Here is a 14,631-nt window from a genome sequence, read left to right as displayed (position 1 = left end):
CGCGTCGCACCCAAACTTCAAATCGTGATAGGCCAAGAGACGCGGAGTGCGCTGTCGTAGAGTCAAGCGCCGGCGTTCCGGCAAATATACGCGCTGCGTCTGCACGTGCAGAAGCATGCGCCGCGTTTGCACGCGCCATAGGGGCCCCCTCGAAACCGACCGGAGTGATGTGCCGCACCTCTCCGAGTCGCGAATCATGAGACTCCGACTTCGCGTTTTTGTCCAGAAAATTAATTAAAAATGTATGTAAATTTTGGCGCCAAACGAAGCGGTGCGGCGACGCTACTCGTCGGCGGTGACGAGAACGATTGCAAAGCCATCATAGCCTTTGACGCCGACGGTTTGGATTGCCGTAGCGCTGACGCGAGGCTCGGCGGCTACCAGTTCGTTGAATCGCCGCACGCCCTGGACATCGGGATCAGCGCTATCGGGGTCGATGACGGCGCCCTTCCGCACGACATTGTCGACGATGATCAGGCTGCCGCGTCGCGACAGTTTTAGGGCGGAGGCGAAATAGGCGGGGATGCTTTTTTTGTCGGCGTCGATGAAGATGAGGTCGAAGGTCCGCGTTCCTCTACCTCAAGTTGTGGCAGCGTATTCTGCGCTCTGCCAAGTCGCAGTTCGATTTTGTCAGCGAGGCCAGCGCGCAGAAAATTGGAGCGAGCGACTTCGGCGTGCTTAGGATCGGCCTCCAAGGTGATCAGTCGGCCGTCGGGGGGAAGCGCGCGGGCCAGCCAGATGGTGCTGTAGCCGCCGAGAGTTCCAATTTCGAGGATGTTTCGCGCGCCTTGGATGCGCGCCAGAAGTTGCAGCAATTTGCCCTGGTTGGGCGCTACATTGATCGTCGGCAGGCCCGCCGCGGCGCTGGCCTCCAACGCCGCGTCGAGCGCGGCGTCGCTTGGCGCAAGCATGTCGGCGAAATAGCTATCGACCTTTGTCCAGAGCTGTTCGGTCATCAATTTTCCTTTGGCTTATCGGAATAACTTCAGCCGATCGAGCGCTCGACGATGTCTTTCACATCGGGAGAAAGACCCTCTTGCGCAGCGACGCGGCGCAACGCGGCTTGCGCACGCTCGCGGCGTTTGGCTTCAAGCGAACGCCAGCTCTTGAACGCTGCGAGAAGCCGCGCCGCGACCTGCGGATTCTTTCGATCGAGCTCGACGACAATGTCTGCGATGAAATCATAGCCGCCGCCATCGCTTGCATTGAACTGCGTCTGATTTCCGGCGGCGAAGGCGCCAATAAGCGAGCGCACGCGGTTTGGATTTCCGAACGAAAAAGCGTCATGCATCATCAATCCCTTGATCCGGCCAAGCGTTTCGGATTCGGGAATAGTAGCCTGCAGCGCGAACCATTTGTCGATAACCAGCGGCTCGCCTTCATGGGCGCTATAGAACGCTTCAAGGGCGCTTTCGCGTGCGACGCCCGGAGTTTGCGCCAGCGCGCTCAGCGCGGCGATTTCGTCCGTCATCGTATCGGCGCTTTCGAACTGCCGCCTGGCGAGAATTGCTCCCTCCACTGGATCGCCAGCGCAAAGGAGATCGAGCGCGACATTGCGCAAAGCGCGCCGTCCAGCCGCAGCCGCATCGGGTGAATAGGGCCCATTCTCCGCCAATCGCGCATAAGACGCGAGCAAAGCCTCTTTGAGGCTTTGACCGATGGAGCGCCGCAGAGACTCGCGCGCAATGTGGATCGCATCGGGATCGACATTCTCGCCGATCTCGCGCGCGATGTCGGCTTCGCTTGGCAGGGCGATCATCTGCGCTGCGAAGGCGGGATCGGCGCTGTCCTTGATGACGATGGCAAGCGCGTCGATAAAGCCGCGATCGCGGTATGGCTCGCCGCCCGCTCGGATGGCCTCGACCGAACGAAGCAGCAGGCGCGTGGCGTATGTCTGCGCCGCCTGCCAGCGGTTGAAAGAATCGCTGTCATGCGCGATGAGCGTGATGAGATCGGCTTCGCTCGCCGCATATTCCAGCCGCACGGGCGCCGAAAAACCTCGAAGCAAAGACGGCACCGGGCGGCTTGGCACATCGTGGAAGATGATCTTCCGGCGCGGCGTTGCGAGCTCGAACACGCCGCGGGAAATTTCGCTGGGGGTGGCGCCGTCCTTATCGGAAACGCGCAACGTCAAATCGCCTCCGTTGGCTAGCAGGCCGAGCGCGACCGGAATGACGAAAGGTTCCTTGCGATCCTGTCCAGGCGTCGGCTTGGAGGATTGCGTCAATTCGAGCGTGAAGGTGCGAGCAGCGGCGTCATAGTCGGCGGTGACTTTGACGAGCGGCGTCCCCGATTGATTATACCAGCGCGAGAATTGCGTCAGATCCCGCCGCGCGGTCTCAGCGAAGGAGGCGATGAAATCCTCGATCGTCGCTGCGGTCCCATCATATCTGTCAAAATAAAGATCCATGCCGTTGGCGAAGGCCTCATCGCCGATCAGCACTTTCAACATGCGGATGATTTCGGCGCCCTTCTCGTAGATCGTCGCCGTGTAGAAATTATTGATCTCGTGATAGACGTCGGGCCGCACATTATGCGCGAGCGGGCCGGCGTCCTCAGGAAATTGCGCCGCCCGCAATGCGCGCACATCGCCGATGCGATGCACCGCGCGAGAGCGCATATCCGATGAAAACTCATGATCGCGGAAGACCGTCAGGCCTTCCTTCAGGCAAAGCTGGAACCAGTCGCGGCAGGTGATCCGGTTGCCGGTCCAATTGTGGAAATATTCATGTGCGATCACAGCTTCGATATGGGCGTAATCGGCATCGGTCGCGGTCGCCGGCGAGGCCAGGACATATTTGTCGTTAAAGATATTGAGCCCCTTGTTCTCCATTGCGCCCATGTTGAAATCGGAGACGGCGACGATGTTGAAAACGTCGAGATCATATTCGCGTCCGAATGCGGTCTCGTCCCAGGCCATCGAGCGCTTCAACGCGTCCATTGCATAGGCGGCTTGAGCCTCCTTGCCATGTTCGACGTGAATGCCGAGCGCGACCCTGCGTCCGGATTGCGTGATAAATTCATCGTGAATGGAGCCGAGGTCGCCGCCGACGAGCGCAAAGAGATAGGAGGGTTTTGGAAACGGATCATGCCAGACCGCGAAATGGCGCCGGCCGCCTTCAAGTTCGCCTTCGTCGATTTTATTGCCGTTGGATAGCAGAAGAGGCGCTTCGGATCGGTCCGCTTCAATTCTCACCGTATAGACGCTGAGCACGTCGGGCCGGTCGAGAAAATAGGTGATGCGGCGAAATCCTTCCGGTTCGCATTGCGTGCAATAGGCCGAGCCCGAACGGAACAGCCCCATGAGGCGGGTATTTGCCGAGGGATCGATTTCGGTCTCGATTTCCAGCGTGAAGGGGACTTGCGGTGGCGCAGCCAGCGTCAGGTGGTTTGCCGTCACGAGCCCTGACGCGGGATCGAGAGTCTCGCCGTCCAGCGTAATTTTTTTGGCGACGAGGCCGTCGCCGTCGAGAATGAGCGGCGCTCCCAGGCATCCTCGCGGGCTTGGGCGAATGCCGAGGCGCGCTATCACTCGAGTCGCGGTGGCATGGAGCTTCACCTCGAGATCGACCTTATCGATCAGATAATCCGGCGTCCGGTAGTCTCTCAGGCGAACGGGTTCGGCATTGTCGGTGCGCATCAAAACCTCAATCACGGGCGGCTGGGGCGAAGGCTCGCAGGGAGCGTTAAGCCGATCATATGGCGTTGGTCGGCGAGGCGTCAAAGTTGGCGCGAGAAGCTGGGCCTCCAGGGTTCGGTCTGAGGCTTGAACCCGAGCGTCAGGACGAGCGATGCCCATAGCCATAGAGCGAAAACAGCTCCACTTGGGCCGGCAAAAAAAGCGCCAGCAGGGGGGCGTGACGCTCGGCAGATTACACCCGCAACAAATTTTCGCTTCGCTGACATCGCCAGGTAACACGCCCGCTCCAAAAGTCACTTTTGGCCGGGGGTGTCCTGTTTCTCCCTCGGTCAAAAAGCGCGGGACCCCATGCCCGCGGGAGCCGGACCGTTTCGCCACCCCCTTATAATACCCCCAGGTTGATTAAGGCCCAACGATCGTGATCTGGTAGTGCAAACTGCCCCCGCCGCGTTTTCACTAGCCGGCGGGGGTTCTTGTTGAGGCGGCTCCGTTCTCAAACTGGCCGGCGGCGCAGGGTTAATGGCGGAGCGACGCCATCGGCGCGGATTGAGCTGCGCCATTCGCCGCGCTTCGTCGCCACACTCCTCCGCATGCTCGCCCGATGTCTTGTGCCTTTAGCGGTCTGGGACGGCTTTTGCTCTACAGGCTTCGACTCCCGCTGAGAAATCAGAGAACGCCATTCCTGAGCCTTTTCTCGCGCTTGTGCTGACGTCACCGTAGCAGACGAGCCAAATCAACCCTCGCGTTGACGACTGTCGAGCTTGAACATAAAAGTCCATGCCGTCCTTGCCGACGACGGCGAGATAGAAGTTTCCGCCATTCGCGCGCCGTCCCGGTTTGGTCAGCCGAGGGGGCCGTTAATCGTTTTGATTGCGTCGCCATTGCGTTCCTCATTCCTCGCAGAAGACGCTGGCTTTGCAAAGAATAAGAACCGACAACGGCGCATGTAATCGAGATATGCGCATGGAATCAAAGGCTAAAATGACTGCGGGCGCAAGTTAAGGGATAACTGATCCTATAAGATTAGGGTGTCGGGAAAAAAGTCAAAAGGAAAGTCAAGGTTATGGCTGCAAGCGTTTTTAGATCTATTCTGATCGGAGCCGCCCTGGTTCCAGCTCTAGCCGGCGCCGCATGGGCGCACGGGCCGACTCGCCAGAAAACAACCCAAACGGTCGAGATCAATGCGCCGCCCGCGAAGGTTTGGGCCATTATTGGCAATTTCCAAGATGTGAGCTGGCACCCTGGCGTCAAGGCCACGACAGGCGAAGGCGGCAATATGCCGGACGTTGCAAAGCGACATCTGGATCTCGGCGGCGGCGCGAGCGTCGACGAGGAGCTGACCAAATATGACGCCAATAAATTCACCTACTCCTATTACATGCCGAAAGTCGACGTGAAGGTTCTGCCGGTCAATAATTATTCTTCCACCATCGACGTATTGCCGGGCCCCGACGGCAAGACGAGCACGGTTGAATGGCGCGGCGCCTTCTATCGCGGCTATCCCAATAATGATCCGCCGCCGGAGCTTAGCGACGAAGCCGCCGTCAAAGCTGTCGACGCCCTCTACAGAAGCGGTCTTGACGCTTTGAAGAAGAAGATTGAGGCGACAAACTAGCGTTTTCGATGGGAAAACACGCAAGCGTCTTCGCCGCGTTGGGATTGGCGCTTTGCTGCGTCCCGGCGCTGGCGGACGAGGCCTTCATTACCGAGCAGAGCGGCGATGGCGTCAGCGTGCTCGACCTGGCGACGCAAAAGATCGCGGCGCATATTCCGGTCGGCGGCAAGCCGGCCGGAATCGCCATGGCGCGCGATGGTCGCACCGCCTTCGTCACCAGCACCGAGGGCAAATTCGTCTCCGTGATTGATGCTGTTTCGCGGAAAATTTCGGCGAAGATCATGATGCCCGACACGCCGCTCGGAATCGCCGTCGATCCGGCGGCGCGGTTTCTCTATGTCGCCGGTTTTTATCTGCCGCGGCTCTATAAAATCGATGTCGCGGCGGGCGCAATCGTCGCCGATCTTACGGTCGGCGCATCTCCCTCCGGCGTCGCCGTCACGCCGGACGGCGCCTTGATCGTGACGGCCGATCGCGACGCCGATCAAATCTCGATCATCGATGCGGCGAGTTTTTCGGTGCGGGCGACAGTCAAGGTGGGCGAGCATCCTTTCGGCGTCACCATCGACCCCGATGGCCGGCTGGTCTATGCGGCGAATGTCGATAGCAATGACGTGTCGGTGGTCGATCTTCAAACGCAAAAGCTGATCGGGACCGTGCTGGTTGGCAAGCGGCCCTATGTCGTCGCATTGGCCAATGGGCGCGGCTTCGCCACCGACCAATATGGGGGAGCCGTTTCGGTCTTCGATCTCGCGACGCTAAAGCCTTTGCAGCGAATCTCGGTCGGCGAATATCCCGAGGGGATCGAGGCCAGCGGCGATGGAAAGACGATTTATGTCGTCAACTGGTTTTCAAACGACGTCTGGGCGATCGCCGCCGATACGCTTGATGTGACGGCTAAAATGCCGGTTGGCGATGGCCCTCGCGCGTTCGGGACATTTTTGCGCAAGACGCCTTAGGAGCAGCGGCGCGGATCAAAGCCGAACCGTCAGTTCCGCGACACGAACCTTCGCACGTAATAAGATGCGCCTAAGGTTAAGACGCCGAGCGCCGCGAGCAGAACGGGTTCGGTCAGGCCGACGCTTTTGCTTTGCAGCGTCGCCGTCACGATCACGCCGAGAACGATAAAAATCGAATTCAGTATATTGACGCCGCCAATCACCCTGGCTCGCCATTCCTTGGCGGCGTCGGCTTGAATCGCCGTGAATAATGGCACCACGAACAGTCCGCCGGCGCAGGCGAGGCCGACAACGTCAAAGGCGATGCGGATGCCGATGGCCGAGCTGAAAAAGGCGCCGAGAGCAACCTCCGCGCGCGCCGTCGGAAGGCTCCATGTCGAAACGCCGAGGTCGATCAGAAACGCCGCCATGCCGATGCCGGCGAGCGGAACCGGGCGCAGCAGGATGCGGCCTTTGGCGATCACCGCCGCCGCGAGCGAGCCAATCCCGATGCCAAGGGCGAAGAGCGCGCTGATTGCGGTCTCGACCGCGATCCCGCCGCCCGTCTTGTTGCGTATGATAACAGGCGTGAGCGAAAGCGCCACCGCTCCGGTCATCCAGAACCAGGACACCGCAAGGCTACGGCTCCAAAGCTGGCGGTCGCGCTTGATCTCAAGCAGCAACGCGCGCGTCGAGGCGAAGATATTTGGGTTGAGGCGCAAGTTTGGGGCCGCGCGCGTTGTCGGGGGAATGAACAGGCTCGCGGCCCAGCAGGCGAGGGCGATCAGCATCAACTGAAGCACGGTCCCTTCGGGCGCGCGGCCCATCGCAGACAGGCCTCCCGCGATCAATCCCAGCAGAATGGCGACGAAGGTCGCCGCCTCGACCAAGGCATTGCCGGCAATGAGTTCTTCGCTTTTGAGGAGATCGGGCAGGATGCCGTATTTCAATGGGCCAAAGAGCGCGCCGATCACGCCAAGCCCGAACAGCGCCGCATAGAGCAGGGGCAGCGAAGCCTGCCAGAGCCCGATCGCAGCTACGACCTGGACAAGGATTTCGGAAAATTTCAGCGCCCTGGCGAGGCGTCCTTTGTCCTGCGCATCCGCCATCTCGCCCCCCAATCCCGAGAGCAGCAGAGACGGCGCCATGAAGATTCCGACAGCGAGCGTGATGAGCGCGCCAGCCTCGCTTTCGCCGAGCCGGAACAGGATCAGCATAGCCAGCATGTTGCGCACAAAATTATCGTTGAACACAGAAAAGAACTGGCACCAGAACAAAGGCGCGAAGCGCTTGCTGCGCAGCAAGCCGGCGAGCATAGGAAGGGCCGCGCCAGCGGCGGCGGGCGGGCGGCTCACGATCATCCGCGCAGAGGCTCCGCGTGACCGACGATGCGAATAATGTTGCTGAAATCGGCGCGCATCTTGCGCTCCAGCGCATCGACGTGCTCATGCACTTGGTCGACGCTGAGCGCAGGATCAACGCGGCAATGATAGTTGACGACAAGACCAGCGGGCGTTTGGCGCACCCTCACATTGTGGATGTCGTAGAGGGCGCCGGCGTCGTACATCCTCTTCGCCAAAGCGGCTGTTATGTCCGCGCGCGTCGTCGGATCGACGTCCTGACCGAGCAATTGGCGCGGCTCCAGCGGCTCGATATGGCTTTCGACCTCAATATCGGGGCCAAGCTCCTGGCCGATCTCGGCCTCGAGCCCGGTGACGATCTCATGGGCTTGGGCGTGCGGCATGCGGCCGTCGAGTTCGACATCGAAGCTAACCGATGTCCGCCCGTCGATGTCCTGCATGGTGACGTGATGAACCGGCACATGGCGCTTGGCCGCGATCAACAAAATCCGTTCAAGAATGGTTTCGTTATCGAGCGCCACCGGCCGCGTTGAGATCGTGACGTTGACCTCGGGATGCTGCGCTGCAATCGCCGTCGCCACATTGCGCTTGATCACGGCGACCTTTTCGAGCGGTAAGGTTCGGGCGACCGTGATCGCGAGATCGCCCATGACCTCGGCCCCCGCCGGCCGCAGCCGCAAGGCCTCGACCTTGATGACGCCTGGAGCCGATTGCGCAATGGGCAAGATTTTTTCGGTGAGGCCTTTGGGCGCAGCGTCCATCAATGTGTCGATCGTGCGCCGCCCGATCTGATAGCCCGCAATCGCGATAAAGGCTGCGACTCCAACGGCGGCGGCGACATCGCCTTGCGGATAGCCGTAATGCGCTGCGATGAGACCGGCGATGGCCAGCAAGGAGCTTACGATGTCGCTGGAAAAATGCATGGCGTCGGCCGCGAGAGCCTCGCTTTGCGTTTGCTTGGCGATTCGCTTGAGCGTGCGCCAGCGGAAGAGATCGACGATGATGGAGATGAACAGAATAGCGAAGATGAGGTAATTTGCTTCGACGTGAACATTATGGCTGGCGAGGCGCCTGACCGCCTCGACGAGGATGAACGCGGCGAGCGCGAACAGAAATCCCGTTTCGATCAACGCCGCCAGAGTTTCGACTTTGGCGTGGCCGTATTGATGCTCTTCGTCCGCCGGTTTATTCGCGATCCGGATCGCGAAATAGGTAAGAGCCGTCGTCGCGACATCGGCGAGGTTGTGGCCGGCCTCGGACAGCACCGCCAGCGACCCGGAACTCAAGCCGGCGACCAGTTTGGCGATGGTCATGGCGGAGCTGACCGCGATCGAGCCGAGGGCCGCCCTTTCCTTGCGCTGCTGATGGTCGTTCATCGCCTCGTCCCGTTTCGCCGCCGCATTTTTCCGCTCAATTATCTGTGAAGCGTGAACTTGCCGCGCCAGAGGTTCGTGGGGCGGGACGCGCATCTTTTGTGCTATATCGATGCCCCATCCAGATCCAGCCGCAAATCATGTCGCGGCGCGAACCCGATCAAGGGAGTCCAACATGGAATTTCTGCATACGATGGTCCGTATCGCGGACCTCGACAAATCACTTGAATTCTACACCAAGAAACTGGGCCTTGTTGAGGTGCGGCGCGTTGAAAACGAAGCCGGTCGCTTTACCCTGATCTTTCTCGCCGCCCCCGGAGACGTCGCTCGCGCCAAAGACTCCAAATCGCCGCTCGTCGAATTGACCTATAATTGGGACAGCGAGGCCTATGGCAGCGGCCGCAATTTCGGCCATCTGGCTTACGCCGTCGATGATATTTATGCGACCTGCGACAGCTTGATGAAGGCGGGCGTCACCATCAACCGGCCCCCGCGCGACGGCTATATGGCATTCATTCGCTCGCCCGACAACATCTCGATCGAGCTGCTGCAAAAAGGCGAACCCAAGCAAAAGCAGGAACCCTGGGCCTCCATGCCCAACACAGGGGTATGGTAGGTTTGGCTACTCCTCCCTATGCGATGCCGGCCGGCGGATTGGCAAGGCTGGCGCCGCCCTCGACCTCCGCCTATTTCCTCGACGTCGACGGCACGCTGCTTGAGATCAGGCCACAGCCCGGCGACGTTGTCAGCGACGAGTTTTTGCGCGCGCTGTTGACGAAGGTCCGCGCCGCCGCCGATGGCGCGCTGGCTCTCGTCAGCGGCCGCAAAATCGACGATCTCGACCGTATTTTCGCGCCGATTGTTTTGCCGGCGGCGGGCTTGCACGGGGCCGAGATTCGATTTGCGGATGGCTCGCGCATCGCGGCCGAAGACGGCGTCATGGATGCCGCGCGGCCAAAATTACGCGAATTTGCGGCAGCCCACCCTGGCCTCATATTGGAGGACAAGGGCGCCACGCTGGCGCTGCATTTCCGGCAGAGGCCGGAGCTGGAGGCAAAGGTTTTGGCGGCGCTGCAACCTTTTGCGGAAAATCCCGACCTTGCGGTTCAGCCGGGGAAGATGGTCGCGGAGCTGAAGCAGGTCGCGCACACCAAGGCGACCGCCATCGCCGCCTTGCTGGCGAGCCCGCCATTCATCGGACGCAGGCCCGTTTTCATCGGCGACGATCTGACTGACGAAGGCGGGTTCGCATTCGTCAATGAGCGGGGCGGCATCTCGGCGCGGATCGGAGCGCCGCAGGCTGCGACGGAGGCGCGCTTTTGGCTGAGCGATCCTGCGCAATTGCGCAAGGAGCTTGAAGAGCTTTAGCGAGCCGCTCGACCGTCGGGCTTGATATGCGTCTCCGCCAAATGATCGAACCGGCGGCGATAGCTGCCAAGCCCCATTGTCTCCGAACGCAGCTCGATGATGAAGTCATGCAGTTCCGCCGCAGGCGTTAGCGCCTCGATGTCGTCCCATTCGAGGCCGCCCGGCTGCGCCATATAGCCGAGAATCTGGCCGCGGCGTCCGCTGAGCAGACGTTGCGCCGCGGCGGTGAAGGCATTGGGCACGCTCACCGTCACGTGGTCGATCGGCTCAAGCAGAATCGGCTCGGCCTTCGCGAGAGCCTCGGTGATGGCCATTCGGGTTGCGCTTTTGAACGCCATATCCGAACTGTCGACGGCGTGGAACGTGCCGTCGACGAGCGTCACCCCGACATCAACGACCGGATAGCCAAACGGGCCTTTTTGCATCGCCTCCTCGGCGGCTTCGCTCACGGCCGGAATATATTGCCTTGGCACCGCGCCGCCGACAATCTTGTCGACGAAGAGAAAGCCCTCGCCCCGGCCGCGCGGCTCGATCTCAAGTTTGACGTCGGCGAACTGGCCGTGCCCTCCCGTTTGGCGCTTTAGCCGGGAATGCTGGGAGATCGGCCGCTTGATCGTCTCCTTATAGGGGATCTTGGGCGGACGCACCGTAACCGATATATTGTAGATCGCGGCAAGGCGTTCGAGCGCCACATTGAGATGAATCTCGCCTTGGCCCTTCAGCAGCGTATCGCCGGTTTCGAGATCATGCTCGACGGATAGCGAGGGGTCATCCTCGACAAGCTTGTGCAATGCGGAGGAGAGCTTGACGTCGTCTTTCCGCTCTTTTGTCGCTATGGCCAGCGCATAGACCGGCGCCGGCGGTTCCGGGAAGACCAGGGTTTCAGTTGCGCGGCCAGCGCACAGCGTCCGTCCCGTCGCCACTCCGTCAAGCCGACCCAAGGCGACCAGCTCCCCCGCATCGGCTTGTTGGGCTCTGATGGTCTCAAGGCCGACAAAGCGCTGGATGCCGCTGACGCGGACGCCGTCCAAAGTTGCGCCGTCGGTCAAGACGCCGCGCCAGATGCGGCCAAAGGAGAGCTTGCCGGCTTGAACGGTCTTGAACAGTTGAACCAGCGGCTGGTCGCCTGTCGCAACGCCGCGCCGATCAGCGGTCACATGGCAGCAAGGCGCATCATGCCGCAAAGCTTTCCAGAGGCGCAAAACGCCATCCCCCCGGCTCGCCGCGCCGAGCAGAACTTCGACGATCGCCCCTTTTGCCTGATCCTTGCGCAATTCCTGGTAGATCTCATCCGACGTCAGCGCCACATCCTCGAGGATTTTCTCCATGAAGGCGTCGTCCTGGTCCGCGAGCACCTCGGTCAGTCCGGTCAGAGCCTCCTGCTCGGATTCGCGCATATTTGACGGCAGCTCGATCCGCTCAGCGCTTTCCGTCGCGCCGTAGCGGTAGGCGCGCTCGCTTACGACATCGACGCAGCCAATGACGGCGTCGCCTTCGCGGATAGGAATCTGTCGCGCCAGAAGCGGCAATTTTGAATGAGGCTGAAGCGCTGCGACGATGTCGCGGACGGATCCGTCGAAGGTGTCGATCTTGTTGACGAAGATGAGATGCGGAATCTCGTAGTTTTCGAGCGATTTCATCAACAGCGGCAAACTGGAGATGCGATCGCCGGAAGGCTCGCAAACGACGACGGCGAGATCGACCGCCATCAGCGCGCTAATGGTCTCAAACGCAAATTCGACCGATCCGGGACAATCTAGAATCGACCAGCGATCGCCGAGGAATGTGCAATGACCAAGCCGCAACTCGGTGGTGCGGCCGCGAGCGCGAACATCGCCTGGCCGCCTCACCGGCGAGCCAGCGACAGCCATCAGCGCATCGAACAAAGTCGACTTGCCGCTTCCATAGGGGCCGATAAGAGCAATTGAGCGGGGTCCCGCCGCGGAGCCTTGTGGAGAAGGTCCTGTCATGCTGGCGCTCCTTCATCCATTGTCGGCGGGCCGTCGCGCAACTGATGGAGATAGAACTAGCGGGCATTTTGAGACGATCCCGCCATTTGTCAATTTGCAGAGGGGCGGGCGGCTGACGCCCGCTAGCCCTGCTGGCGTCAAGTTCCCGCCAGTTGCCTTTGGCGGTAGCCAAGATGTCCGTTCAACACATCGAGCAGCCGCGCGGCGGCTGCCGGGATCGCCGTTCCAGTCGGAAATATAGCCTCGGCTCCGGCGTCAAATAGCGCCGAAAAATCTTGCGGCGGGATCACGCCGCCAACAACGATCAGGATGTCGCCGCGTCCCTCGCGCTCTAGCGCTGCGCGCAGTTGCGGCGTCAGCGCCAAATGCCCCGCGGCGAGCGAAGACAGGCCGATCGCGTGAACATTCAGCCTCACGGCCTGACGAGCGACCTCTTCCGGCGTCGCGAACAGAGGCCCGATATCGACGTCGAAGCCCAAGTCTGCGAGCGCCGAGGCGATGACCTTTTGGCCGCGGTCATGGCCGTCCTGGCCGATTTTCGCGACGAGAATATGCGGGCTGCGGCCTTCATTCTCCGTGAATGCCGCAACCAGGTTTTTCACCTCTGCAATCGCCGGCGCGTCCTTGCCGGCCTCGCGCGCATAGACGCCCGAGGCGAGCGCGCTCTTTGCGCTGTGGCGGCCAAAAGCCTTTTCGAGCGCGAAAGAGATTTCGCCAACGCTCGCTCGCGTCCTCGCGGCCTCCACCGCAAGCTCCAGAAGATTGGCGCCCGTCTTTGCGCCTTCCGTCAGAGCATCAAGTTTTTCTGCGAGTTTCGCGCCATCGCGCCCGGCTCTTAGACGTTCGAGCTTCTCGATCTGGCGCGCGCGCACTTCGCTGGTTATGACTTGCAGGATGTTGATGTCATCCTCACGCTCCAGCCTGTAGCGATTGACCCCGATCACCGCTTGCGCGCCGCTGTCGATCCGCGCCTGCGTCCGCGCGGCGGCTTCTTCAATGCGCAATTTGGGAATGCCTGCCTCGATCGCCTTCACCATGCCGCCGATCGCCTCGACCTCGGCGATATGAGCCATGGCCTTGGTTGCGAGATCTGCGGTGAGGCGCTCGACATAATAGGAGCCGCCCCAAGGGTCGATGATCCGCGTCGTTCCGCTTTCCTGCTGCAGAAAGAGCTGAGTGTTGCGGGCGATGCGGGCCGAAAAATCGGTCGGCAGCGCCAGCGCTTCGTCCAGCGCGTTAGTGTGCAGCGATTGCGCATGCCCTTGCGTCGCCGCCATCGCTTCGATCTGAGTGCGGACGATATTGTTGAAGGCGTCTTGTGCGGTCAGCGACCAGCCGGAGGTCTGCGCATGGGTGCGCAACGCGAGGGATTTTTCATTGGCTGGATTGAAGCTTTTGACGAGTTGCGCCCAGAGCAGGCGCGCGGCGCGGAATTTTGCGATCTCCATGAAGAAATTCATCGAGACGCCGAAGAAAAATGAGAGGCGGGGCGCAAATTCATCGATGCCAAGGCCAGCTTTCAGCCCCGCCCGGATATAATCGACGCCGTCCGCCAGCGTATAAGCGAGCTCAAGATCGGCGGAAGCTCCCGCCTCCTGCATGTGATAGCCGGAAATCGAGATCGAATTGAACTTTGGCATGTGTTTCGCTGTATAGGCGAAAATATCCGATGTAATGCGCAGCGATGGCTCTGGCGGATAGATATAGGTGTTGCGCACCATGAACTCTTTGAGAATATCGTTCTGAATTGTGCCGGTGAGCTTGGAGCAGGGGACGCCCTGTTCTTCAGCGGCGACTATAAACAACGCGAGAATTGGCAGAACCGCGCCGTTCATCGTCATCGAGACTGACATTTTGTCGAGGGGAATGCCCGCAAAAAGCGTGCGCATATCGAGAATCGAATCGATTGCGACTCCCGCCATGCCAACGTCGGCGGCGACGCGCGGATGATCGGAATCATAGCCGCGATGGGTAGGCAGATCGAAGGCGACGGAGAGGCCCATTTGTCCGGCGGCGAGATTGCGTCGATAGAAGGCGTTGGTCTCTTCTGGCGTCGAAAAGCCTGCATATTGGCGGATGGTCCAGGGCTGTTCGACATACATCGTCGGGTAGGGGCCGCGCAGATAGGGCGGCAAGCCGGGGAACGTATCCAGCCAATTCAGCCCCTCAAGGTCTTCGGCGCTGTAGACCGGCTTGACCGCGGCGGTCAGCCAATTTTTCCCGGCAACCGTCGTAGGTTCGGGCGCCGCCGGGCCGAAGGCGAGTTCGGAAAAATCGGGGATGCGGCTCAAAGGCTCCTCCCGACGACAAGCGAGGCAGCGACCGAGCGAACTATAGGATGCAATTTTTCAACTCGCCACCGTTCC

At 60.7% G+C, this 14,631-nt stretch carries 9 protein-coding genes and 1 pseudogene; 4 read left to right on the top strand and 6 right to left on the bottom strand.

Annotation, left to right across the window (positions count from 1 at the left end; all coding sequences use genetic code 11):
- Positions 1 to 282: 282 nt before the first annotated feature.
- Positions 283 to 956: pseudogene (locus WDN46_19750) on the bottom strand (O-methyltransferase).
- Between the two features lie 29 nt (positions 957 to 985).
- Positions 986 to 3,640 (bottom strand): aminopeptidase N, encoded by a 2,655-nt coding sequence (gene pepN, locus WDN46_19745; protein MEJ0095550.1) that lies wholly within the window; start codon positions 3,638 to 3,640, stop codon positions 986 to 988.
- Between the two features lie 1,063 nt (positions 3,641 to 4,703).
- On the opposite strand from pepN, the gene WDN46_19740 reads away from it, so the two are divergent.
- Together WDN46_19740 and WDN46_19735 are read left to right on the top strand one after the other, a co-directional pair.
- Complete coding sequence (locus tag WDN46_19740) at positions 4,704 to 5,255, top strand: SRPBCC family protein (protein ID MEJ0095549.1); 552 nt, start codon at positions 4,704 to 4,706, stop codon at positions 5,253 to 5,255.
- 8 nt (positions 5,256 to 5,263) lie between these two features.
- The gene (locus WDN46_19735; protein ID MEJ0095548.1) at positions 5,264 to 6,214 is read left to right on the top strand and encodes a cytochrome D1 domain-containing protein; all 951 of its coding nucleotides are present in this window, start codon (positions 5,264 to 5,266) and stop codon (positions 6,212 to 6,214) included.
- A 29-nt stretch (positions 6,215 to 6,243) separates the two neighbouring features.
- On the opposite strand, the gene WDN46_19730 is transcribed toward WDN46_19735, so the two are convergent.
- Entirely contained in the window at positions 6,244 to 7,548 is a 1,305-nt protein-coding gene (locus WDN46_19730; GenBank protein ID MEJ0095547.1) for an MFS transporter, read from the bottom strand.
- 2 nt (positions 7,549 to 7,550) lie between these two features.
- Positions 7,551 to 8,930 carry a cation diffusion facilitator family transporter gene (locus tag WDN46_19725; protein ID MEJ0095546.1) on the bottom strand — a complete coding sequence of 460 codons (1,380 nt, stop codon included), beginning with the start codon at positions 8,928 to 8,930 and terminating at the stop codon, positions 7,551 to 7,553.
- 172 nt (positions 8,931 to 9,102) lie between these two features.
- On the opposite strand from WDN46_19725, the gene WDN46_19720 reads away from it, so the two are divergent.
- Both WDN46_19720 and otsB read left to right on the top strand, forming a co-directional pair.
- Entirely contained in the window at positions 9,103 to 9,543 is a 441-nt protein-coding gene (locus WDN46_19720; GenBank protein ID MEJ0095545.1) for a VOC family protein, read from the top strand.
- Positions 9,544 to 9,545: 2 nt separating this feature from the next.
- Positions 9,546 to 10,295, top strand: a complete 750-nt coding sequence (otsB, locus tag WDN46_19715) for a trehalose-phosphatase (protein ID MEJ0095544.1) — start codon at positions 9,546 to 9,548, stop codon at positions 10,293 to 10,295.
- Here the strand turns inward: otsB and WDN46_19710 are convergent.
- The gene (locus WDN46_19710; GenBank protein ID MEJ0095543.1) at positions 10,292 to 12,265 is read right to left on the bottom strand and encodes an elongation factor G; all 1,974 of its coding nucleotides are present in this window, start codon (positions 12,263 to 12,265) and stop codon (positions 10,292 to 10,294) included. The genes otsB and WDN46_19710 overlap by 4 nt on opposite strands.
- A gap of 137 nt (positions 12,266 to 12,402) precedes the next feature.
- Complete coding sequence (gene scpA / locus WDN46_19705) at positions 12,403 to 14,556, bottom strand: methylmalonyl-CoA mutase (protein MEJ0095542.1); 2,154 nt, start codon at positions 14,554 to 14,556, stop codon at positions 12,403 to 12,405.
- Between the last annotated feature and the right edge of the window lie 75 nt (positions 14,557 to 14,631).

The sequence above is a fragment of the Methylocella sp. genome (assembly GCA_037200525.1).
Lineage (GTDB): Bacteria > Pseudomonadota > Alphaproteobacteria > Rhizobiales > Beijerinckiaceae > Methylocapsa.
Note: the sequence above shows the minus strand (reverse complement) of the source record. Positions and strands in the feature narration are given on the sequence as shown.

Coding starts and splice junctions, on each gene's coding strand:
- WDN46_19725 (MEJ0095546.1), bottom strand. CDS start 8,930: ATGAACGACCATCAGCAGCGCAAGGAAAGGGCGGCCCTCGGCTCGATC.
- WDN46_19740 (MEJ0095549.1), top strand. CDS start 4,704: ATGGCTGCAAGCGTTTTTAGATCTATTCTGATCGGAGCCGCCCTGGTT.
- WDN46_19720 (MEJ0095545.1), top strand. CDS start 9,103: ATGGAATTTCTGCATACGATGGTCCGTATCGCGGACCTCGACAAATCA.
- pepN (MEJ0095550.1), bottom strand. CDS start 3,640: ATGCGCACCGACAATGCCGAACCCGTTCGCCTGAGAGACTACCGGACG.
- WDN46_19735 (MEJ0095548.1), top strand. CDS start 5,264: ATGGGAAAACACGCAAGCGTCTTCGCCGCGTTGGGATTGGCGCTTTGC.
- WDN46_19710 (MEJ0095543.1), bottom strand. CDS start 12,265: ATGACAGGACCTTCTCCACAAGGCTCCGCGGCGGGACCCCGCTCAATT.